Here is a 23,853-nt window from a genome sequence, read left to right as displayed (position 1 = left end):
TTGCCTTATGAATTATTTTAGCAATTAAGTCTTTCCCCACCCCAGACTCGCCTAGTAACAGCACCGAACTGTCGACATTAGCTACTCGATACGCCAAATCAATAACCTTGCGCATTTCTTTGCTATGGGCGATGATCTCCGAGTTATTATTTTTCTTAAGCTGATTAAGTTCTGCTAAATATTTCGAGGCAAGCACTTGAGTTTGCTGGTGTTTTTGCTTTAGTTGATTTAAATCCGTGATATCCCGCACGTTACAATAAACCCTATGGATTTTTCCGTTACTATCGTAACTAGGAACACCAGTACTTAGAGCAATCTTGCCATTAATCGTGTTAATCACGACAGTTTCTTTCTGACCGGACTCAATAACCTTCAGCGTTGCACTGGCGTCAGTTATCCCCGCTTCGATCAGGGCTTTTGTTGTTTGACCAATGGAATCCGGGTACTTAAGCCCCATAATTCGTTCTATCGAGGGATTGATATATAAAATCCTGCTTTCTCCATCCGCAATAAGCAACCCATCATAAGAGTTTTCAAGCATTCCCAAATAGTCTCGATTTAGGTGCTCTAATTGCTTAATTCGTTTCTGAAGTTGTTTGGGCAGTTCTTGGTTACTTATTTCTTCTGACGATTCCATTCAATCCACTCCTTTTTTGAGACTAAACAACAAGCTAGGACCAAGATTTTGTCAATCCTTATATTTGAACGATTCTAATCTTTCATGAACCAATCTTTCTAATAGGTCATGCAATTGTCTTGATCGTATTATTTGCATGGTTAGGGTTCAAAATATCATATATATGAGACATCGTGATATTTGTTTTAATATTTAGTGTCAGGACTGTGTACAGGATACCATGATCTATATGTTGTGTTTTTGTCACAAGGAACTTATGTTGTTATAGAATTGTATAGCCTTCTGGAGTTAAATGATTGCTTTAACCCCAAGAAGGCTAGAATTCACAATTACAGTATTAAACGGTTTCCCCCTGGGCTTCTTATATCCTGTTTAAGAAACCTTGATAACCATGGCTGCACCAGTGTCGCCGGCCGCACATCCAGTGAACAGACCATAACCTCCGCCTAGAATAGCCAGTTCCTCAATCATTTCCATAATTCCCCGACCAACGGTAGGTCCTTGGGGATGCCCATAAACAAGTGAACAACCGTAATTATTCATGGTCATAACATCCAGACCCATTTCGTTAGCCATATACAAATCATTAGCCGTAAATGGATTATGAGACTTAATTGCTTTTACGTCCTTGATGCCAATCCCGGCTTTTTCTAGAGCCATTCTTGCTGAAGGGACTACAGCCATAGCCATATGCGCTTGTTCGGCACGGGCATAACCATAGGATACTATCTGAACTTCCAGGTTTTTATCCGTACTCAGTTCCCGCGCTTTATCTCTTGTGGTTACAATAAGCCCACAGTTGCCATCCGCCGGATGGGTTTGAGCGCCAAATGAGTGCACCCCGCCTGGAATAACTGGTTTTAAGGGAGTCAAACTTTCCAGAGTCGTGGGAGTAATCCCTTCATCTGCTTCAACCATGCCCATTTTCTTTTTGCTTATTTTATATTCTGCGGGTATCATATAACGTTTTTGAAACGCTCGATCCCCAGATAAAGCATCCTGATATTGCTCGTAACGTCTGGCAGTTACCCTATCAACGTCTTCCTTTGTAATTCCGCCGGCCTTATTGACCACGTTTTCAGCAGTTTGAATCATGGCAACCCCGCCCCAGGGACCACCGTCAAAGTTATCCATCATCCAACTTTCCTTAATCACTTCGCCTCCCGGCCCCTTTGGGTTAGGCCAAATTGTGAAAGGGCCATTAGAACAACGGTCTGTCAGCAAGCAAAATGAGGTTTCGTAAAGACCTGTTTCGATCGCTGCAGCGGCTTGATTTAAAACTGTCGTGGAAGTAGAGCAGGCTTGACTAATATGCATACCAGTAATATTTGGGGCACCCATTAGAGATGCAGCCCAAGGAGCATCGTAAAATGTATACAGTTGTCCGATGCTTTTACCAAAAACAAGGTATTCAAATATCTTTGGATCAATTTCTTTGGTGGCGAGCCATTTCTTAGCCGTCGACCCTGCCAGTTCAACAGCATGTTCATTTTGCAAACTCCCCTGCCAACGAGCAAAGGGTGTACTGTAGTAACCGCCATATGGAATATAAACCTTTGAATACATTTAAAAAACCTCCTATAATGCTATAAGTTAATACCCTCGGTTCTCCCACTGGAACTCGAGATGATTCCTGTCTGATATTTACTTGTTCTTAAACACTGCAGGGCGTTTATGGATAAATGCCTCAAGGCCCTCTTGCAGATCCTCTGAACCAAAGATCTTTTCAATATGTTGCATTTCCATTTCCATTGCATCCTGCAAAGGAATCTCAGTCCCCTTATTAACTAGATGCTTTGCATAACCTATAGCCACACCGGCCCCCTTAGCGAGCTTTTGGGCCAGCTTAAGAGCTTCTCCTAAGGCTGTACCTTGAGGCACAACTTGATTAACCAGTCCAATCCGCAAAGCCTCATCAGCCGCAATGAATGTTCCTGTAAACATCAATTCTTTAGCTTTAGATGGCCCGATCAACCTCGCCAGTCTTTGCGTACCGCCAAGTCCGGGAATCAAGCCCAGGGTCACTTCCGGCAAACCGATTTTCATTTTTTCATCGGCTATTCTAATGTCACAGGCTAAAGCCAACTCGCACCCTCCGCCCAAAGCCAGGCCATTTAAGGCTGCGATGACAGGTCTGGGCGTTTCCTCCAGATAATTAAACATTTCTTTATAGATCGTCGCATTTTCTCTCGGACCGCTTTCCATCTGCTTGGGAAAATCTTTAATGTCTGCACCTGCAACAAAACACTTTGCCCCACCCCCGGTAATTACCAAGGCACGGATCTCCGCATTTCCTTCTACTGCCTGCAGTACCTGTTTCAATTGCTCCCTAACATCCAAGGTAAGAGCGTTTACAGGTGGATTATTAATGGTAATAATCCCAACGCTTTCAGAAATCAAAAGTTCAACGACCTTATTCTCAGCCATAAAATTTTTCCTCCCGTTACCTATTAATTGTAGGTAAAAAAGCCTTTGCCGGTTTTTCGGCCCAGATGTCCCGCTTGAACCAGGCGCTTGTGAACAGTACGCGGCCAAAACTTCATATCGCCTGTTCCCTCATACATAACATTGAATACGTCTAAAGCAGTATCCAGCCCTATCAGATCTAATAAAGCCAAAGGACCGATGGGATGATTCATCCCTAGCACGCATGCTTTGTCGATATCCTCAGCCGAGGATAGTCCTGCCTCATATGCGGCTACCGCCCCGTTAAGCAACGGAATCTGAAGATAGTTCACTAAAAAACCCGTGGTATCTTTGGCTTTGATCACCTTTTTGCCAATTAGTTCACAAAAAACCGCTGAAGCCTGATAAGTTTCTTCGCTGGTCGCCAAACCCATTACCAACTCGACCAACTTCATTACGGGCACTGGATTAAAGAAATGCAACCCTATGACTTTGTCCGGTCTTTTGGTAGCACTGGCAATTTCCGTCAGAGACAGAGCGGATGTGTTGCTAGCAAGGATAGCCCCCGGCTTAACAATTTCATCAAGTTGTTTAAAGATATCTTTTTTCAACTGGATATTCTCAAAAACCGCTTCAATTACCAAGTCTACGTCTGCAATTGCTTGATAATTGTCACATAAAACAATCTTGTCCAGCATATTCTGCTTATCTTGAGCGGATACTTTACCTTTATCCACTAGTTTTTGGACGACCTTGTCCAGCTTTATCTTTCCTTTTTGAGCTACTTCCAGATTCGTTTCAAAAAGTAAGACTTCGATCCCGGCTTGAGCGATCGTTTGTACAATACCAGATCCCATAGTGCCTGCCCCGCCAATAACAGCTGCTTTCTTGAATTCCATTGTACATCCTCCTTTATTAATTAACCTTTACACTTTAAGACGTAACACAGTACCTCAAAAAAACTACACTGCATACTTACCGTCTTCTGAAATAGCTGCAGCTATCTCCTGTCTTAGAGCTATCGTGTTCCGAGTAGTATATTTGGTCAACCTCTGTAAATCATCCAGTAGGCTTGCCAATTCCTCACCTTCAGCAAGAGCTGTCAAGGTTTCTTTCGCCGAATATTCCAACAGGCCAACAGTAGAATTAATATAGGCCATAGCCATATTCTGCTTAAGTTTTGCCTTAGTCCCACCATCATTAGCTGCTGCCTTTTGAGCCCGAAGCCAGGCGCTTTCAATGGCAAAGACTCTAATCGCTAAATCAGCCAGTCTGCCAAGTATTTCTTGCTGTTTCTGCAAGTCTTTCCCATACTTTTGAAGCCCGGCACCCATGGTCAACAGGAAGATATCCTTTGCTGCCTGTACCAACCCCGCCTCCCCTTTTCTGACCAAACTTCCGGCGGCGATCTCTCCTTTAAGTTTTTCGATGGCTTTCTGAAGGGGTAAATCCCCTTTAGCCGCTCGACGCAGCAGGGTAGTAGGAATCAAAACCCGATTTATTTCATTGGTCCCCTCGAAAATACGGTAAATCCTTGCATCCCTATATAGTCTTTCGATAGTGTATTCTGAACTAAATCCGTACCCGCCATGGATTTGTACCCCTTCATCTACAGCATAGCCCAATGTTTCTGTGCCAAAAACCTTGTTCATTGAGCACTCCAGGGCATATTCCTCAATACCCTTGGCAGCTACCTGGCCTCCGTCATTACCAGAGGTATCCAGACTGTTCATCATGTTCTCTAACAAGCCGCCAGTCCGGTAGACCATGCTCTCGGTGACGTAAATTTTAATCGCCATTTCGGCCAGTTTCTCCTTAATGAGACCGAAATTTGCAATGGGTGTGCCAAACTGCTTGCGGTCATTAGCATAGGTTGCTGCTAGCTCTAAAGCAAATTTAGCCATACCAACAGAAGTAGCTGCCAGTTTAAACCGACCCAGATTCAGTATATTAAAAGCCACCACATGACCTCGACCGATCTCAAACAACAAGTTTTCTACCGGCACCTTTACATCTTCAAAGATTACCGATCGGGTGGAGGATCCTTTTATACCCATTTTATGTTCTTCTGCCCCGGTAGAAAGACCTTCAGAATCTCCGTCTACGATAAAAGCAGTGAACTTATCCCCGTCTATTTTGGCATAAACTATGAATACATCGGCCATTCCGGCATTGGTAATAAACTGTTTGGTTCCGTTTAAAATATAATACTTTCCATCAGGACTTAAGTCTGCTCTAGTCTTAGCAGACAAAGCGTCCGACCCCGCTCCCGGTTCAGTCAAAGCATAGGCCCCGACTTTTTCAGCGATGGCTAATCCCGGCAGATACTTCTTCTTTTGTTCGTGGGTTCCAAACATGACAATAGGCATACTGCCAATACCTGCTTGGCCGCCTTGGGTCTGAGCAAAGGAACCTGCTCTTCCTATACATTCGGCAATAATGGTAGTGCTGATTTTATCCATCTCCATGCCGCCATATTCTTCCGAAATATCAGCACCATTAAGACCTAAATCACTGGCTGCCTCCAGAAGTTCATTAATCAGACCTTCTTTTTTGTTTTCCAGTTCATCTATTCTGGTCAGAACGCTATCCGTTATGAAACCCGCCGTCGTCCTATAAATCATTTTGTGTTCAAGCGTGAAATCCTCGGGCGTGAATATATCTTGGGGGTTGGTTTGCCCGAAGATAAAACTTCCCCCTTTAGGTAAGCTAGTCATTGGCTCACTCTCACTTTCATTGAGAATAATTGGAATACGAACTCCATTATACCTCCTTCTTCATTTTTCCGAGATAAAATTTCTAATTATTCAGTATATTGTAAATATATGCAATTTTTGTGCCACGATAATTATGCGTGTCAACACTCCTTTTGCACTCATCAGCGTTATAAGTTCTTGTACTGTGCTGGGTCACATTCTTTTGCTGGTCCATAATTCAAGCCTCATGATTAGCAGTCTCTATTTAATATAGTCTAATTGAACAGTCCTAAAAAGAGAGATCAGAAGACTAAAAAGGTCAAAATTGACGTTCAAAAATGACCACCTGATTCCTGGAAAAAGAATTAGGTGGTCATTAGAGTCATTAATTTACCTTGTCTTGAGATATGTAACAAACAATATTTAATTTATTATTTAGAGTATTATATATCTTCTATTTTTGTGGTATCATCAACCTGTTGGCAAAGATTACTAATTCCCCTTTGCATCTAAACACGAAGTTTACAAGGGGGTACCAGTGAATAAATAATCGCAAGAGGAGGAATAAGATTTGGACGAGGCTTTAGCTACGTCATTTAAACGCATAATAGAAGAATTGCCCCTCCATAAATTTTTAGGACTAAAGATATCTTCGATACTACTTTTGTAATTCTTCCAAAAGCAATTCGAATTCTTTAATATAGCGACCAGAAATTCTTTCGGCAGTTTCCACCGCCATGTCTTCCTTAATACATGTGGAAAGTCATATTTCTGTCATTCAACATAAGTAGCCAGTTTTTTTCGTCACTAATAAGTTTTTGAGCATATGCCTCTTTAATCACTGCTTTTGGAGAATTAACATCTAATATACCCGTATCTTCAAGGAACACCTTAGTGGTCTTCCATGCAAGCTCATAGGTGAACTCAAATCTCTGAATAAACCCATCACGGACCACGTCGCTTACCCCTTGCTTTTTATGCTCTTTATCTGCTTCTTTAAGCCTTTGAAGCTCATTATTAAAATTACTGAGTTTATCCTTCAACTTACTCATATAGGATTACACCATCCCTCTCCTTACGTCCAGCGGCGCGCTGACCGGAATACGGGATATTAAGGTTATAGATCCCACAACCAACGACCTTTTTGCCCCGCCGCAGGCTTAACCGGCAGCTTTTAAGACAGCGTTAATTCTACCCCCGGCTGAATCAGTGAACCGACTGCTGACAAAGTCATATTTGTCAGCAGTCGGCCCGGTATCCCTAGCTCAGTTGCCTGGATATCCTGCGCTTAAATAGGAATGTGACATAGCAAATAATATTTACTCTATTTTATTAGAAAGGACCAAAAATAATGTGGCTAATGGCCCTAAGAATAGCGTTAACAAAAACCAATTAAAGCCTGATCTATTTTTGCCCTGTGCTATTCCAGCGTTTATTAATGACAACGTACCCCATCCTACTGCGTATTGATTTACTATTTGATTTGCATCCATAACTTTCCCTCCGGTCGTTTTCGTCGCACCCAAAACCCTAGAGTTATTTCTTCTGTTATGTTCCTTTTGGGTAACAAAACTGGCAGGATATCTTGCGCTTAATGGAGTTCTAGGCAGCCTTATTCAAGAGGAATCACTGTAATATTTCCCCTCTTATCAGTAGGAGACTTTGTGTCATAGACATAAAGTGTTTTTCCATCTGAGCATAGCTCCCATATTGCGCCAAAACCATTAGCAAGTATTGTTGTTTCATGTGTTTTTAAATGAATACGTATAATGTGGCCTTCTCCATCATAATAAGCTGCAACGTACAGGAAATCGCCAAAACCTGTAATACGTTTGACGAAGAAAGTTTCATTCATTACTGGTAAAGTTATTTCCTCTGGGGCATCACCGTTTAAATGTATTGACCCTAAACCCTTTTTCTCATGTGATGTATAATAGAATTTTCCGTTAGCTATGTATCCCTCATGCACGCGCAAGCTTAAAAGTTTTTCCATTATTCCTGTTGCAAGGTCAATTGAGTAGAGCCCGAAATCGTCCTGCAGGCTTGCATCTGCAATGATAATGTTCTCATTTGCAGCAAGAAAATGCCAAAAATCATTTGACCGCTCAGAAAGTACTATATCTTCACCTGTTAGAAGATTATGCATTCTATACTCAATGTTTTAGGCTCTCTTCGTTCATCTATATTTACCCCTCAATATTTTTAAATTAATTATTAAAACTTAGTTATTACTGGATTGGACATACACTTCAACCAATATAGGTACTATCTATATTGCCTGCCCTTAATCGTTTGCAAACGTTGTCATAGCATAAAAACGATTATATTCCAAATTGACGGCGAAATATGGCGAAGAAGTGAATCGAGGACAAAAAAAGACCACTTTGTGGTCTCTGATTGCCATTTTAGTATCCGTTGGCTTGAGCAAATCTATTAAGAAGGCTCAATACCACTTCGGCTTTTCATTTTCTCATCCTCCTTCTATCACCCCTCATAGTGAGGGGATTTTTATTTGTAAACTCCATGCCTTTTGCTCATATCCTCCACTTCGATTTAGTTCGCCCCTTATTTCACTCTAAATAAAGCGCTTCTAATCTCTTCTTTTACAGATTCACTTGTTTCCTCGCTAAGATTATCCTCAAGAATTTGTTGGGCTGATCTGTTACCGATTTTCCCTAAAGCCCATGCGGCATAACCACGTACTAAATCTTCAGGATCATTCATGGCAACTGCGAGATTGGGAACAAATGCCGGGTCGCCTAGATTACCAAGAGCAATGGCGGCATTCCGCTGAAAGTATTTCCTTTCTTTTATATAGTTGTACATCAGCGGCTGTATTCTTGACGAATAAAATTCATCTGTCATATTGAGCATTTGTGAGAGACTGAAATCCTGAGCCACTTTCACCAAAAACTCATCGTCCAGCAGTTTTTCTTTTAATCTTGTCTGATTGCGGGGACATACCTCTTGGCAAATGTCGCATCCATGAACCTTCGTCCCCATCTTTTCACGGATTTCAGGTTCAATGTGACTTCCGGCCATACGATCCTGCGTTATGAATGTATTAAACGCAATGCAACGGCGCGGATTCAATTTTAGCGGCTCATAAATGGCTTGAGTAGGGCAAGCTTTCATGCAGGCGGAACAGCCTTCCGGGCAACCAACCTCAACGGTTGGACTATCATAGTCGAGCTCTATATCGACTACAAAGGATGTAAGATAGATAAAAGATCCAATACCTTCGGCATAAGCGAAATTATTTCTACCGTAATTGACTATACCTGCTTTAGCCGCAACCAATCTTTCTGGCAAACTTATCTTATCACCCACTTCGCACCCGAGTTTGCGCAGAAATTCCCGCATCAGTTGTGGTCTGGCTCCATTGATCCGTTCATCTGGTGCATTATAACACCTCGCTTGATAGACGCGGCCGATTTTATCGGTCAATTCCTTCGGAAAGCTCTTTTGTGCATAATCATAAACTGTTGTAATGATGGACTTCGCCGTAGGCATCAGCGAACGGGGTTCCGCTGCAACCAACGGACGAGACGGTCCTTTGATATAAAATGAATACATCTCATGTCTATCGGTTAAATCAGCGATGTATTCAGGAAAGCTTTCGGCAGGAATAATGCCGACCTTGCTGTACCCCATATCTAAGGCAAATTCTTTAATTTGTGTTGTAAGCGACATAGTTCGTCTCTCCTCTCAATTTCCGTCAAGTTCCGATTTTGATTTTGTCAAATTAGATTTAGCATAATGTGTATATACACCAATTTAATGATAAAGATCTTCAATGATAAGCATTATTACATAACCTTGCCTCCTAACACAGATTTACCGAGTCAGAGCCTCCAGTTTTGAAAGCAATTTCTCAAAAACATCTAATTCTTCCACTCCCAAATATTCCTCCAATAATGTTTGCGCTTCACCCCATAGCGCCCAAGCGTTGACCAACGCGGCTTTGCCAGCATCAGTGAGCATCACATGCCTAGAGCGCGAATCTTCTCCGGAATTAACCATTATTAAACCAGCATTCATCAGTGGCTTCATATTCCGGTTCAGAGTAGTTCGGTCAATACGCATGGTTTTGGCTAGTGCACTCATACTAACTGACTCCACTCGTTCGAGATTCCGCAATAACGAATACTGCGTAACTTTAAGTCCGCTTGGTTCCAAAACCTTTTCATAAAATTGGGTTACCGCCCGAGAAGCGCGCCTTATATTCAAACAGTGACAAGGGCTAGAAGATTTAAGATCGTATCTGATATGTTTCATTGATTACCGCCTTGTTCTATATATTATGTATACCAAAACGTGTATATACACTCATTATTTCTCTACAATATTGTACAATGCTTCTGGCAGGTAGTCAACATCGATGAAGGGTCATGAAAAAGGCCAGGTTGAGGTCATCAGGCCATGGTGATAAATAATTTATGATTCAAAAAGCCGATTATAAGGAATACTGTCTTTTATCATTAGTCCTCCCTAACTTAGGGAGGACATATATTCAAAGGCTGTTATTCCATAGATACTTTTAAAATGCTTATTTAAATGTGTTAAATCAACAAAACCGCATTCTGCTACTGCCGAATAAACATCTTTGTATTTTTCTATTAACTGCTTTGCAAGTTCTACCTTGCCGTTTAGAAAATATTGATATGGTGAAATTCCGGTACTTGCTTTAAACATTCTGATGAACTGAAATTTTGAAATATCAAGTTCACTACAAATGTCATCAAGTCTTAGTACATTTTCCAGGCTGCAATGAATCATATCCTTTGCTTTTCTGGTTAGATCATTATCCTTCCTGTAACTCATAAAAAGATTGGGCTGGGTAAAGCTATCCGCAAGAGATAAAAGCAATTCACTGCACAATGCTTCAGCTTTTCCACCTAATATTGCACAAGAAAGGTTTAGAATTCTTTGTTGAAGCCTGTAATTATACACAATTGGAGAAGAGAAGCGGACTATATCCTTCTTTTCAAGAATCTCTAAAAACAGTTTTGGCTCAATATATACCATAACATAATCAATACCTGTCTTATCATGTGCCCTACCGTCATGCGGCTGTTCCGGATTAAAAAGCATAACACCATTTTGATAGGATGATTGAAAATTACCATCTAAGTTATACTGCTGAATGCCTCGCAGTGTTACACCTAATGCATACTCCTTGTGAGAGTGCTTTTTATATTTAAAATCAGCAAAACTTGCTGACAACACAGTAACACCCGCGGATTTTTTATATATAAATCTATCCATATGAATCACCTCTTAATTAGCTCAACTACCCCAGATGCCAGTATCGCAGAATAAACCAAAAATAATGCCATAACTATATTAACAGTCTTTTGATATTTCTTCAAAAATTCCTTGAACATTACACCGAAGAGAACCCATGTAACAAATGCGCAAAATCCAATAATCGTTATGGCTGCAGCAAATACTGCAAGTGCAGGCGCAGCAGTATAGTATGGCATTACAAAGCTTGGAATGACTGTCATTGTGAACAGTACGACTTTTGGATTGACAAACTGCATAAGAAAGCCAGAAACAAACGTAGCCGTTTGTTTCTCTGCCGCCTCTGATACATCCATTTTGTATATTTGATAAGCAAGATAGAGCATATAGAAGCTTCCGATGATCTGCATAACAATTAAAATCTTTGGTATCATTGCTATAAGTACAGTATTCAACATAACGGAAATACCAAGTAATAAACCAAAAGCAATAGTTGCTCCATATGCATATTCCATTGCCCTTTTTGTCCCAAAGTTATGCGCTGTGGATAATATAACAATATTTGTAGGCCCAGGTGTAAAGGTAACAATAAAGCAATATATTAAAAAAGATGTGATATTCATAAAGTAAACTCCTTTGGAAGTATTCTCATGAATTATACATCCTAAAATTTGAGGCATATAGTATATTATTGCAACTATGCAAAACTTCCTTTGGCTATTTTTAAAATCAAATGTTGCATCGATGCACCATTTGGCCTCTCTTCCCCGACGGGGGGAGTAACTCACTGATTCTGTCGGCCATTTGAGCCACTCCCCATGGGGTGCCAGCTCTTTGGTTTCCGTCAAAAGCCGTCCGATCCCAACGGCGTTCTACGCAACATTTTGCTGCTTTGTTCCTTGATAAAGTTAACCTCGGACGGGATTTGCTCGGGCGTCCTGTTGGAAATTTCCATCCTCATACCGGCTGCCAATCCCTTTATGGAATGGCTTTTCAGATCCCGCTATAGGATATGCCGAGCCCCAGACAAGCGTGAGGGCTATAGCGCCAATCCACCCTTGTCGGATTGCCCAAAGTCTGAGTTGGATATTAAGGCGGAAAACCGCAATATTCTGGTTGCCTAAGAGAGAAAAGGGTGGGTTAGCAAGCCCTAGTTAGAAAAGCTAGTTAATAAACCGTGGCATTACTTTCAAAAAGTGGTGGGCCCGGGCGTTGCGCTACCCCGGCTACTATTTAAGCCTTAGGAAAAGGGTCTTGTGCGCTGGACCCCATGCTATTGAGAGACCGGGCTGATATAAATGAAAGACGTTGCCTCATCTAAATAAGTTACTATAAAGAAATGAGTTTGTTTGAATAGTCCTGATCTCCACTTAAGTGGATCTCCCCTCGTAGCCTCGGGGTAGCTAATAACTTGATAGCTGATCGCACCAGTGACCCATGCGGATATATCTGCTAAGGGTAACACCTACGCTCACGTTATGCCCGAGGTAAAGCTGAAGCGGGCGCAATTATGAACGGCTTACTAAAAAAAGACAAAAAAAGCCCCCCCAAATGGGAGGAATCTAGTTTAAAAAAGCTGATTAAAAACAGTTGCATTAATTTACTGTTTTGCCATATTTCCAAAAGGCTGAAAGCCTTGAAATTACTGGTCGGAGCGACATGATTTGAACATGCGACCTCTACCACCCCAAGGTAGCGCTCTACCAAGCTGAGCCACGCCCCGATTAATGCCCTCTTGTTAAGGCTTTTAAAGGATACCATATTTAATCCAAAATCGCAACCTAAGTTTGACCGATAACTTCAATTTTTCTTACTCCAACGATTTCCTCAAGCCCAGTCAAAAGGTTCTCCGGAGTATCCGCCATTCCAGCAGTTTCGATGGAAATCGAGACATTGGCAACTCCCTGCAAGGGGATCCCTTGGTTTATTGTCAGAACGTTACCCTTTACTGAGGCAATAAAGTTAAGAACGTGAGAAAGCACCCCTGCTTTGTTTTCTAGAATCAAGGAAATCGTAACGATTCTTTCACGACTAGCCTCGTAAAACGGAAATACGCCATCCTTGTATTTATAAAAAGCGCTTCGGCTAAGACCTACACGCTCCACAGCTTCGTTAATTGTCTCGGTATCTCCTTTTACAAGGAGTTCTTTCACCTGCGCAGTCTTTAAAATGGCCTCCGGCAAAATATCTTTACTGACAATTAAAAAATCGTTAGTCTTGCCAGCCACTAAATCGCCCCTATCTAACTCTTCTAATCTTACCCGGCAATAATGATTTATTCATATTATATGTTAATTTGTGTGAGTATTGCAAGAACATTCAACTCTTCGTAATCTTTTAGCGTTTAAAGCATAAACCGATTTCTAAGCCATAGGACAAATATTTAGAAGAGATTGATATAACCGGCCAGATAATTACGCGTCACAGCTGGTCAGGGAAGGACCCTGGCACGCCCTCCTTATTTTCAGAAGCAGTCCGACTTGATATGAGATAGTTACTGCTGGTCATGGTTAAGTTGTTTATCAGAGATAAACCACCGGCCAATGCTTATATGGTCAATAAGCAAGAGGTAATTTCCGAATCTAGTTATTGTCTAAACCCGAACTGACAAGCACCCCATCCAGGATTTTTGCGCCCTGGCCTTGGGGCAGAACCGTTACTGGGTTTATATCTAGACTGAGCAGATCCTCTCCTGCCTCTACTGCTAATTGACTGACTCCAAGCAATATTTCTACTAAAGCCTCTTTGTCTGCCGGCTGTCCGCCCCTGACACCGTTTAAGAGAGCACCTCCTTTGATCTGATTCAACACCTCAAGGGCATCTTCACGACTTAAAGGTGCTGGCTTTAATACCATATCTTTAAACACCTCTACAAAGATCCCACCGAGGCCAAACATGATTTGAGTACCTAAAACAGGGTCCCTCTGAAGCCCAATGATTACCTCTACTCCTGCCGGAACTTGTTCCTGCATTAAGATTCCATTGATTTTGGCTTGAGGATTGTAATTTAGGGCCTTTTTCATGATTTCATTAAACGTAGCTTCTACGCTTTGTGCTGAGTCAATATTTACTGCAACTCCTCCTGCCTCTGTTTTATGCAAGATATCAGGAGAGTCAATTTTCATCACTACCGGGTAGCCCATTTTTTCAGCAATGACTACAGCTTCTTTCGCGCTCTTAGCAACATATTCTTTAGTAACTGGAAGCCCATACAGTTCTAATAATTCCTTTGTAGCATGTTCACTTAAGGCTTTGTTACTTTTCTTAAGGGCATTTTGGACTTCGGTTTGCCTGGAGATGTTTATTTTTTCTGCAACGGTTGTTTTCCAGCCATTTTTAAATCTGGCATAATTGTATAAAAACCCCATAACTTTGGCCGCCCGGGCTGGAGAGTGATAGAGGGGGACACCCGCATCCATTAGGACATCAAATCCTGGCTTAGCTACTTGCCCTACACTCCAGCAGACGACCAGGGGTTTATCTGTCTCTAAAGCCGCTTCAGCAACGTCACGGCCGATTTTTTCTGCCAATTTCCCAGTAGCCATAGTTATAGCAACAATCAGCATATCCAGTTCATCTGAATCCAAGAGAATTTTTAGACATTTCTTAAACTCTTCTCCCTCGTTTAGAGATTGGGCAGTGACATCAACTGGATTCTGAGCGCAACCAAAGGCCGGGATGACCTTGCGCACCTCTTCTTGCAATGCTTTGCTTAATTGTGGTACTTGCAACCCAACTTCTTCTAAGCGATCTGCCAGCAAGATACCAACTCCACCCGACATTGTTACAATACCAAGCCTAGCTCCTTTGGGCAATTTTCCGGGCACAAAGGCCTGAGCCAAATCGATAATATCATCACTGTCTTTGGCCTGTATGATGCCCATTCTATCAAAGTAGCTTTTGTAGGCGGCTCCTGAGCCGGTCAAGGCTGCCGTATGAGTAGCGGCTGCTTTCTGACCGCTGGCAGAATTGCCAACTTTTAAGGCAATAATTGGTTTACTTGCCTCTGCAGCCTTTTCAATTGTCCTTTTAAAGGTCTCTCCATCTCTTAAACCTTCCAAATAGGTTAAGATTACTTTAGTACTCGGATTCTCCACCAAATATGCCAAACCTTCACTAACCGTTACATCCGCTTCATTGCCGGTTGTGATAACATAGTTTACTCCAACACCAGCATCTTGCAGTAGATTAAACAGCAGAAAACCAACAGCCCCACTCTGAGATACTAAAGCTACCGGGCCTTCCTTGATGCTGTCTAGTTCCATCGAAGCACTGAAAGAAGCGATCAGCCCTGTAGAGACATTAAGGACACCCAGGCAGTTTGGGCCTATCAATCGCATCTGAAATTCTTGAGCGATCTTGATAATTTCTTCTTGGATTTTCTTCCCCTCTGAGCCGGTTTCAGCAAATCCGGAAGAAAAAATGACGGCCCTTTTGATTTTTCTGGTGCCGCACTCCCTTAAAATTCCAGGCACCCGCGCTGCGGCTACAGCAATCAGCGCTAAATCTACTTGTTCTGGAATTGCGCCAACTGACGGATAACAATACAATCCCTCGATTTGTCTGTACTTTGGATTTACCGGATAAATCTGGCCCTGATATTTATGCATTAGTAAATATTTAAGGATTTTACCATTAATGGTCTTAAAATCCTGGCTAGCTCCTATAATAGCAACCCCTGTTGGATCCATAAAATAATCCATTACCCTCTGTCCCCCTCTCGAAAGTCGAAATATTCAGATATTTAACGACCTATCTATGTTTTAGCATGCTGTTAAGCAGCCCGATAGTGTATCCTTCCATAAGTTTGATTAAAATTATCGCAAAAAAACTCTATTAATTACTACACATTAATACTCTCAGCCTTTACTGAATTACGCTGATACCGTTGCCAGAGGAACACAATTATCAATACCGAAATACCCACCGTATCCGTTACCAATCCCGGCTTAATCAATCCAAGAGCTGCTGCAAACAAGAATATTCTTTGGATAACATTCGTTGTTCTTAGCATATATCCCTGTACCGCACAGGCTAGCGTAATAATCCCAATACTTGCCGTTACCGCCGCCAACAGAATCTCACCCAGACTTCCTTGGGCAATTAAGGCGGGTGAATAAATCCATATAAAGGGGATTAAAAATCCGGCGGATGCCAGACGAGCTGCTGCCCACCCCGTTCGACTTGGACTGGCTCCGGCAATCCCGGCTCCTGTAAAGGCAGCTAAGGCTACGGGGGGAGTAACATTCGAGATGTTGCCAAAGTAGAATACGAACAGGTGAGCGGCCAACGGAGCGATCCCCAGTTTCAGGAGAGCCGGGGCGGCTATGGTAGCTCCCACAATGTAAACCGCAGTTGTCGGCATTCCCATGCCCAGGATGATGGCGGTAATCATCGTCAATACTAAGGTTGCAAACAAGTTTCCGTGAGCAAAGGCAATCATATTGTCTCCCAGAGTTATGCCCAGACTCGTCAATGAGGATACTCCGACGATAAACCCGACGACCGCTGTGGCTATTGCTACACCCACACTCCCTTTTGCCCCCATCTCCAGGGCCATTAGAAGCCCTCGCCAACTCATTCGTGTCGTTTTCCGCAAGAAGCTGGCCCCAATGGCTGTCAAGATCCCGTAAAAGGCTGCAAAGGTTGGAGTTACCCCTTTCATCAGCAGGTAAACAATCGCTATCAGGGGCAATATGAGATGACCCCGCTCTTTCATGACCACTCCCATAATGGGTAATTTGTCACGCGACACGCCCACTAATCCCGTCTTAACGGCTTCTAGATACACCATCGTAAAGACCGCTAAGTAATAGAGAAACGCGGGTATTAACGCTGCCAGCATTATGTCTTTATAAGGGATATTTAAAAATTCCGCCATGATAAACGCCGCTGCTCCCATGACTGGAGGCATTAACTGACCGCCGGTGGAAGCGACGGCTTCCACCGCCCCCGCAAAGTGAGGCCTATAACCAATATTTTTCATCAGGGGGATGGTAAAGGCACCGGTTGTCGCTACGTTAGCCACCGCGCTGCCACTGATGGTTCCCATGATTCCGCTTGCAAATACGGCAACCTTGGCCGGCCCGCCCGGTGAGGTTCCCGCCATGGCCATTGACGCATCATTAATCAATTTGGCCATGCCCGTTTCCCCAAGGAAAGCACCAAATAATACAAAGAGAAAAATAAAGGTGGCCGAAACACCGAGTGCGACACCGAAGATCCCTTCTGAACCCAGATACATATGGGCAATAATCCGATTCAGGCTGAAACCACTGTGCCCAAAGGTCCCCGGGATGTATTCTCCGAAGTATGCATAGAGGAGGAACAGTACGCCAAGGATCGGCAACTCTTTGCCAAGGGCCCGGCGTCCCGCCTCTAAGACTACCAAGATGCCTAACGCGCCCATGATGTAATCCCGGGTTATCGGCAGACCTCCACGCATGGCTAATTGCTCATTGGCGAAGACCATGTAGAGACCCGTTACAATACTAAGCGCGACCATTGCCCAGTCCGTAATGCCCGGTTTGTTGCGCATCCCTTTCCTGTGGGCAGGATACAGCAGGAAGATCAGCACCATGACAAAGGTTAGGTGAACAGAGCGCAACTTAATGGCTTCCAGCGCCCCAAAACCTGCTACCCACAAATGAAAAAAAGAAAATGAAACAGCGATGGCCGACACCAATAACGCAAGTTTCGTTCTGGGTTTAAACTTCCGGAATTGAGATTCCTTATCGTATTTTTCCAAGAATTCTTGGACGACTTCCTCTGAGGCAATTCCATCCGCTGATAATCTCTCAACTTGGTTATCGTCACTCGTTCCTTCCCGGTCCTTCATGCCCGGTTCACCGCCTTCCTTACTTCACTCACTTCATAATCCCAACTTCTTTGAAGTATTTAATGGAACCAGGATGCAAGGGCAGAGGACCCATCCCTTTATTGGAGTCTTCTTTTTTAATGTTCTTGGTGATGGAGTGGGCATTCAACAGATCCGGCAGGTTTTCATAAATCCCTTTCGTAAGGTCGTAGATTAACTCTTCGCTCAGATCAGCCCGAGTCAGTAATAAGTTAGCTAAAGCTACCGTGTGTACCTCTTCATCTTGTCCCTTGTAGGTTCCCTTAGGAATGACCACCTCATAGTAGAAGGGATATTGGGTGACAATCTCTTTTATTATCTCTGGTTCAAGAGAAATCAGCTTAATGTCAATCGAGTTAGAGACATCCATAATCGCCGCTAAGGGCATGGCACCGGAGAAGTTAGCAGCATCGACTTGCTTATTTTTCAACAATTCGCTCGCTTCAGTAAATCCAACGTAATCCGCTTTCACATTGCTCTTATCGGTCTCCCAAAAATTTAGCCCATAGGCCCCCAAGACTTCTTTAGAGTTGGTTACAGTCCCGCTTCCGGTGGCCCCTGGAGCAAATCTCTTGCCTTCGAGATCCTTGAGCGAGTTGATTCCGGAATCCTTACGTACGACAATTTGAGTCACATTAGGATATAAGAAGGTCATACCGCGCAGATCCTTGTTGGCACGTCCCTTAAATGTATCCTGACCTTCATAAGCGTACACAGCCACATTGGCCATAGTAAAAGCTACTTCGGCTTCATTTTGTTGTAAGAAATTCATATTAGCAGCGCTTGCCTCGGTTGCCTGAGCGGAAGCTTTAACGCCGGGGACCTTGTCCGACCAAATTTTAGCTAAAGCATTTCCTATTGGGTAATAAGCACCCGAAGTCGTCCCCGTAGCAATGTTCACTTTTTGAATCTTCGCGGGCGTTTGACCATCGCCACTGGAACTGGTGCTTCCACACCCCGTCAGAGCCAGAGTTATAATGATAACCATAATTAACGCCAGTTTTTTGTGCATTTTAGATTCGCCCTCCTCCTATAATTTGTCCTCTTAAACTTTGGATAAGTAAACCTAGTTTTTATCACCTCCTTGATTATTGAATACTTATACTCGACAACACACACAGTATTATTCAACTAATTTTGGTATCTTTGTTCCTATTATCGGAACAGTGTTCCTGAATAAGATTATATCACATTCCCCTTTTTAAAGTCTATAGATTTTGTTAGTATTTTCTAAATTTTCTCTTTTTTTGTTATTTTCTAATTGTTCTGGTTAATTTTAACTTTCTCCATCTTCTTAGGAAATAATCTCAATAAGCAATATCGACATAAACCTGACAAATGAGGACGATGAAAGTCGCTCTTCGCTGCTTCCATACGCCCTCATTGATGACCAAAATTCTTTAAGGCACTTTCTCATAAGGAGATAAGCGCCTGCTGTTAGCAAGTCTTTCTATAATTGAACAGAGATTCTAGCGGGTATTTTCTTAAATCTTCTGCTCATTTTGCCTTCTTCTCCGACAAAGGTGTTAAAGGGTCCGAGCTGTTCATCTTTCAGAAAAGGGAACCATCCCTGATTACAGGTCAGACAAATACATTCGGTTCTATTGTAACCTACAAAACCAAAAACCGGACCGAGTGGACCACAAACACAAGTGGCCAATAACGCCCGTATGATGGCATAACCATACTTATGATAGACATAATTATCCGACTTGCAATTGGGACATCTGCTATATATTCCTGGAGCTCCAACCCCACAGTTCGGACAACGATGAGAATTTTCTAAGACAATCTTACCACAGGCTCTGCAATTTTGTTCTTTACTTGTAATTTGATACATGCCTATAACTCCTTTATTACTAGAAATCCTGCCGCATGTGGTTTTAAAGGTTCCCGCCCTTTAGCCCTCGAATCAGACTTTTTATCGGGCTGTATTTTACAAGCTCCTTTATCAATTCAAAGAAGACTCCCACTTCTTGTAAGTGGGTGTTCCTTAATCTTCTTCGGTGATGATAGTCTCCAGTAGAGAGTATCGCCGAGCGTTTTTCCCAATAGGAACACATTTTGCGGCGAAGGAGGCAGAGTCCATCCTGCGCCGCGAATGTATTCGTCTGTGCATATGCGCCTTAGGCATAAGTCTATCCTCAGCGCAATTGTATTCGTTACGGGCCGTGCGCTTTCAGCGATAATCTCCACCAGAGACTATTGTACTGGAGACTTATGCCACCGAAGTCTCGATGTTCAGCTTTAGCTGAACGAGTTTACTCATGCTTCAAACAAGTTAATTATCTCTTACAGTGCTTTTATTTACATAGACATCCATATAATCTTTAATAGTTCTCGGAGTTATCATTTGATGTATTGGGCAAATCGATTTTGGATTTTGATAGACTCCTCCCACGAATGCCTGAATATAATTACGTAATGCCGACATCTTAACAATCTCATCAACGAAGCCTTTCTTAGCACAGAATATCGGTCTGGATTTTTCAGCATAATCCTCAATCAAGGCATTCATCTTAGCAATGGTACCATCCAGAGATTTACCATCATCTTGATCTTTAACCAGTCTGCGTGAATACATAGCTGCGGCAGCAGTTTCCCCATGCATTACGTTTATCTCCGTCGCAGCAGTACCAATACTAAAAGCATTGGCAGCGCCTTGAGGTCCACCTAAAACATAGTGAGCTGCAGCGGTACCTTTTCTGAGGGTAATTTCCATCTGAGGAATATCAGTATTCTGAATAGAATAAATTAGAGACTGTCCTAAACCTAGCAGTTCTGCAGACTCAGCAATATCCCCAACATCAATACCCGTTGTATCCTGAATCCAGACTATCGGCAGTTTATCGCGATTACACAGTGTCACAAACTCGCTCATCTTGATCAAGCCCTGACGATAGAGCTTACCACCGACGCCTATATAATCTTTGGTATATTCCGGATAGTTCTTTAATATTCCCTGTTTGTTAGCAACGAAACCGCAGAGTAAACCATCGATTTTGGCTATGCCAGTATACATTTCCAAACCATAGTCAGGCTTATATTCCATATGTTCGCTGTTATCAAAGAGACGGGCCAATACTTCGTATATATCGTAAGCTCTCTTCTGATTAGCAAGAACAATAGTACGAAGATCTCCACCAGCAAATTTAGGTTCGGCTGGATCAGCAACTCTAAAAAATTCCGGATTATAGGCAGGCAGTGCTCCGACATACTTTTTAATTGCGTCCAGAACAGCTTCTTCACTTTCAGCTACTTCACGGAAGAAACCAGTAACCCCATGGTGAATTTCAACTCTCCCGGGAGGAGTTGATTTAAATCCGCATGTAGCATCAATCAGTGATTGAGCGGCTTCTTCATCGACATAACCCTTCGGGCTCATACCTCCAACGATTCCGGCACCGCCAACAGCCATGTTAGCCTTTTTATGAGCGATAAGAATAGTTGGACTGATGCTATGATAGCCTCCACCAGCTGGATTAGTTCCATAGATGCCTACGATAACCGGGAGCCCTAACTGTTCCAGTTCATTATGTCTATAGAATGGAGTCCCTCCACCGATACGGTTAGGGTATACTTCTTCTTGATTGCTCAGCTTAACGCCACTACAATTCAATATCCATACTAAAGGCAGATTCATTCTCTTAGCCATATCAGTCACTCTGGTAATATTATCGGCCTGTCCCGGAATCCAAGCACCTGCCAAATACTTGTTATCAGAAGCAATCACGACTACCCATTTACCGTTAACCTTTCCAATTCCGTCGATAACCCCGGTAGTACCCTCTTCGTTGGCAGTAGGATCATATATTGTATGGAGCGGGCACCAAGTACCAGGCTCAACTAAGTAGTCAATACGTTGCCAAGCAGTCCATTCTCCCCCGGCATTCACCTTTTCACTTGGTTTTCCACCCGTTTTGATCCGATTAACCTCAGCATCAACTTCAGCTTCCACCGCTAACAGTTCTTCGGCATTTTTCGTGTTTATCTTTTTTATGGGATTACCCAGATCGTCCATTTTTGCAAAATATCTAGGCATAGAATACCCGAATTCACTCACTAATTAACACTCCTTTCAAGTACAAAGTACTGCTTAAATAAGCGTGAATAAGCGATCACTTTAAATCTCATTTAGATATAAAGGTAGAGGAAGCTGAATAACGATTCGACTTCCAATCTTTACACTTATTTATCTAAAAAAACTATTCCAGTACAACTAGTACATCACCTTCGGTGACTTGCTGACCTTCTTTAACGTTGATTTCTTTTATAACGCCATCTTCAGGTGCAAATATAGGATTTTCCATTTTCAAAGCTTCGAGAATGATCACTTCGTCATCTTCCACGATAGCGTCTCCCACCTTAACGAGAATCTTCCAAACCTTACCTGACATTGGGCTTTCAATGTTTGCCATTTAAATTTTCCTCCTTTTCCAATATGAATTTATTTCTAAAGTTAAGGATTAATCCTCCACCCCACTTTTGCACGAATTTGCTTCTGATTAAGTTGCAGGCCTTGTAGCTCAAACAAACTTGTGCAGTCGATGGGATAATCTCCTTAACCTCAGGAACAATTATAAGGTCACTTCAATACGCTGAGAAACATACCTGCTGCTACTGCAGTACCAATAACACCTGCTACGTTTGGACCCATGGCGTGCATTAAGAGATAGTTCTTCTTATCCGCTTCAGAACCCACTTTATGAGCTACACGAGCCGCCATAGGCACAGCCGAAACACCGGCAGCACCAATTAATGGATTGATCTTCTCTTTAAGGAACAGGTTCATTAAATGCGCTAATCCTATACCACAGGCCGTAGCACAACAAAATGCCACCGAACCCAGAATAAATACGCCGATAACCTTGGTTGTCAAAAACACTTCTGCCGGCATAGTAGCACCAACAGATATTCCTAAGAATATGGTGACTATATTCATCAATTCATTTTGTGCTGTGAGGCTCAAACGATCGACCACCCCAGATTCCCTCATCAGATTTCCGAAACAGAACATACCCATCAAGGCAGCGGCATCTGGTACAACCAAGGTGATAACTATAACCGTAATAATAGGGAAGAATATTTTTTCCAGTTTAGATACCTTACGCAAGGATTTCATGCGGATCTTTCTTTGAGCTTCAGTGGTAAGTAATTTCATCACAGGCGGTTGGATAACCGGTACCAGAGCCATATAGGAGTAGGCAGCCACCGCACAGATACCCATCATTTCCGGAGCCAGTTTAGATGCTAGGAAAATAGTGGTCGGGCCGTCCGCACCTCCAATAATTCCGATGACAGCCGCCTGGTCAATATTGAAACCCAAAGCTAAAGCTCCAAAGAAGGTGACATACACCCCTCCTTGAGCACCTGCACCCAGCAGCAGAGTCTTGGGATTGGCAATCACCGGACCAAAATCGGTCATAGCTCCAATGCCTAGAAAGATCAGAGGAGGAATTATGGCCCACTCCTCTCCATAATGATAGAAACGCCAAAGCAGTCCTTCTCCGGGCGTCATGATCTCTGAGGGCAAATTAACTAAAAGGATACCAAAGGCTATTGGTAATAACAGCAGGGGTTCAAAGCCCTTCTTAATAGCTAAATAAACAAATGTTAACGCAATGGCCCACATGACGAGATTACCCCAATAGAGGTTGTCAAAAGCCATTGATGTCCACATGCCTTGTAATAGCTCCATTTTTTCCAAACTCCTTTCTGACTTAGTTAATTTTGTTAAGTATAATTACGCCTATGATTCCTGTTTTTCTTGTTTCTTCTCTAAAGCTATTGCAAGTTTAGAGCTCAATTTAATCATTATCAGTAGAAATGTCATAACTAAAAACACTCCAGATATTCCTGAGATAAAAGTAGTTAGTGCCAATGACATTTACTCCCCCCCTTTCCTGCATTAATCAAAGGTCATCAGTCCTTTTAGCCGAACATATCTTTAAACCAGTAAACGTCAGAATCTACTTTATTAGGTATCGAGGGGCACCTGACTGGAAGGCTCC

The 23,853-nt window shown here is 42.6% G+C and carries 21 protein-coding genes, 1 tRNA gene and 1 pseudogene; 1 reads left to right on the top strand and 22 read right to left on the bottom strand.

The genetic code is table 11. The features are described 5' to 3' along the window. The 6 genes from LJE72_RS16770 to LJE72_RS16745 all read right to left on the bottom strand — a co-directional run. Nucleotides 1-637: PAS domain-containing protein (locus LJE72_RS16770; RefSeq protein WP_229248998.1), on the bottom strand; the 637-nt coding region annotated here is incomplete at its 3' end. 372 nt (nucleotides 638-1,009) lie between these two features. After that, nucleotides 1,010-2,203: a thiolase family protein gene (locus tag LJE72_RS16765; RefSeq protein ID WP_229248996.1), complete on the bottom strand. Its 1,194-nt coding sequence runs from the start codon at nucleotides 2,201-2,203 to the stop codon at nucleotides 1,010-1,012. 78 nt (nucleotides 2,204-2,281) lie between these two features. Then, nucleotides 2,282-3,064 carry an enoyl-CoA hydratase/isomerase family protein gene (locus tag LJE72_RS16760; protein ID WP_229248995.1) on the bottom strand — a complete coding sequence of 261 codons (783 nt, stop codon included), beginning with the start codon at nucleotides 3,062-3,064 and terminating at the stop codon, nucleotides 2,282-2,284. Between the two features lie 23 nt (nucleotides 3,065-3,087). After that, complete coding sequence (locus tag LJE72_RS16755; protein WP_229248992.1) at nucleotides 3,088-3,942, bottom strand: 3-hydroxyacyl-CoA dehydrogenase family protein; 855 nt, start codon at nucleotides 3,940-3,942, stop codon at nucleotides 3,088-3,090. Between the two features lie 63 nt (nucleotides 3,943-4,005). Further along, on the bottom strand, nucleotides 4,006-5,760 hold the full coding sequence (locus LJE72_RS16750) for an acyl-CoA dehydrogenase family protein (protein ID WP_229248991.1): 1,755 nt from the start codon (nucleotides 5,758-5,760) through the stop codon (nucleotides 4,006-4,008). Between the two features lie 725 nt (nucleotides 5,761-6,485). Then, a complete protein-coding gene (locus LJE72_RS16745; RefSeq protein WP_229248990.1) occupies nucleotides 6,486-6,791 on the bottom strand; it encodes an HI0074 family nucleotidyltransferase substrate-binding subunit in 306 nt (101 codons plus the stop codon). 22 nt (nucleotides 6,792-6,813) lie between these two features. On the opposite strand from LJE72_RS16745, the pseudogene LJE72_RS16740 reads away from it, so the two are divergent. Further along, nucleotides 6,814-6,903: pseudogene (locus tag LJE72_RS16740) on the top strand (DUF2922 domain-containing protein); the annotation flags it as partial. Nucleotides 6,904-7,058: 155 nt separating this feature from the next. On the opposite strand, the gene LJE72_RS16735 reads toward LJE72_RS16740, so the two are convergent. The 16 genes from LJE72_RS16735 to LJE72_RS16660 all read right to left on the bottom strand — a co-directional run bounded on the left by LJE72_RS16735 (nucleotide 7,059) and on the right by LJE72_RS16660 (nucleotide 23,729). Further along, a complete protein-coding gene (locus LJE72_RS16735; RefSeq protein WP_229248989.1) occupies nucleotides 7,059-7,232 on the bottom strand; it encodes a hypothetical protein in 174 nt (57 codons plus the stop codon). Between the two features lie 119 nt (nucleotides 7,233-7,351). Further along, nucleotides 7,352-7,885: a hypothetical protein gene (locus LJE72_RS16730; RefSeq protein ID WP_229248988.1), complete on the bottom strand. Its 534-nt coding sequence runs from the start codon at nucleotides 7,883-7,885 to the stop codon at nucleotides 7,352-7,354. A gap of 419 nt (nucleotides 7,886-8,304) precedes the next feature. Beyond that, nucleotides 8,305-9,432, bottom strand: a complete 1,128-nt coding sequence (locus LJE72_RS16725; RefSeq protein ID WP_229248987.1) for an epoxyqueuosine reductase — start codon at nucleotides 9,430-9,432, stop codon at nucleotides 8,305-8,307. A 144-nt stretch (nucleotides 9,433-9,576) separates the two neighbouring features. After that, nucleotides 9,577-10,017 (bottom strand): MarR family winged helix-turn-helix transcriptional regulator, encoded by a 441-nt coding sequence (locus LJE72_RS16720; protein WP_229248986.1) that lies wholly within the window; start codon nucleotides 10,015-10,017, stop codon nucleotides 9,577-9,579. A 213-nt stretch (nucleotides 10,018-10,230) separates the two neighbouring features. Next, nucleotides 10,231-11,007, bottom strand: coding sequence for an AraC family transcriptional regulator (locus tag LJE72_RS16715; RefSeq protein ID WP_229248985.1), 777 nt, complete (start codon nucleotides 11,005-11,007; stop codon nucleotides 10,231-10,233). Nucleotides 11,008-11,012: 5 nt separating this feature from the next. Next, nucleotides 11,013-11,834 carry a LysE family translocator gene (locus tag LJE72_RS16710; RefSeq protein WP_229248984.1) on the bottom strand — a complete coding sequence of 274 codons (822 nt, stop codon included), beginning with the start codon at nucleotides 11,832-11,834 and terminating at the stop codon, nucleotides 11,013-11,015. 798 nt (nucleotides 11,835-12,632) lie between these two features. Continuing rightward, nucleotides 12,633-12,709, bottom strand: a tRNA-Pro gene (locus LJE72_RS16705). Nucleotides 12,710-12,767: 58 nt separating this feature from the next. After that, the gene (locus tag LJE72_RS16700) at nucleotides 12,768-13,214 is read right to left on the bottom strand and encodes an ACT domain-containing protein (protein WP_229248983.1); all 447 of its coding nucleotides are present in this window, start codon (nucleotides 13,212-13,214) and stop codon (nucleotides 12,768-12,770) included. A 354-nt stretch (nucleotides 13,215-13,568) separates the two neighbouring features. Continuing rightward, on the bottom strand, nucleotides 13,569-15,689 hold the full coding sequence (locus tag LJE72_RS16695) for an acetate--CoA ligase family protein (RefSeq protein WP_229248982.1): 2,121 nt from the start codon (nucleotides 15,687-15,689) through the stop codon (nucleotides 13,569-13,571). Between the two features lie 140 nt (nucleotides 15,690-15,829). Next, on the bottom strand, nucleotides 15,830-17,824 hold the full coding sequence (locus tag LJE72_RS16690) for a TRAP transporter permease (protein WP_229248981.1): 1,995 nt from the start codon (nucleotides 17,822-17,824) through the stop codon (nucleotides 15,830-15,832). Between the two features lie 28 nt (nucleotides 17,825-17,852). After that, entirely contained in the window at nucleotides 17,853-18,854 is a 1,002-nt protein-coding gene (locus LJE72_RS16685; protein WP_229248980.1) for a TAXI family TRAP transporter solute-binding subunit, read from the bottom strand. A 438-nt stretch (nucleotides 18,855-19,292) separates the two neighbouring features. Further along, nucleotides 19,293-19,682 (bottom strand): hypothetical protein, encoded by a 390-nt coding sequence (locus LJE72_RS16680; RefSeq protein ID WP_229248979.1) that lies wholly within the window; start codon nucleotides 19,680-19,682, stop codon nucleotides 19,293-19,295. A gap of 441 nt (nucleotides 19,683-20,123) precedes the next feature. After that, nucleotides 20,124-21,905: an acyl-CoA carboxylase subunit beta gene (locus LJE72_RS16675; RefSeq protein ID WP_229248977.1), complete on the bottom strand. Its 1,782-nt coding sequence runs from the start codon at nucleotides 21,903-21,905 to the stop codon at nucleotides 20,124-20,126. Between the two features lie 142 nt (nucleotides 21,906-22,047). Beyond that, nucleotides 22,048-22,260, bottom strand: coding sequence for an acetyl-CoA carboxylase biotin carboxyl carrier protein subunit (locus tag LJE72_RS16670; RefSeq protein WP_229248975.1), 213 nt, complete (start codon nucleotides 22,258-22,260; stop codon nucleotides 22,048-22,050). Between the two features lie 167 nt (nucleotides 22,261-22,427). Next, a complete protein-coding gene (locus LJE72_RS16665; RefSeq protein WP_229248973.1) occupies nucleotides 22,428-23,540 on the bottom strand; it encodes a sodium ion-translocating decarboxylase subunit beta in 1,113 nt (370 codons plus the stop codon). Nucleotides 23,541-23,591: 51 nt separating this feature from the next. Continuing rightward, entirely contained in the window at nucleotides 23,592-23,729 is a 138-nt protein-coding gene (locus LJE72_RS16660) for an oxaloacetate decarboxylase subunit gamma (protein ID WP_229248971.1), read from the bottom strand. Between the last annotated feature and the right edge of the window lie 124 nt (nucleotides 23,730-23,853).

The organism is Desulfosporosinus shakirovi (assembly GCF_020595055.1).
GTDB classification, from domain to species: Bacteria; Bacillota; Desulfitobacteriia; order Desulfitobacteriales; family Desulfitobacteriaceae; genus Desulfosporosinus; species Desulfosporosinus shakirovi.
This window is presented reverse-complemented; position numbering and strand designations above follow the sequence as displayed.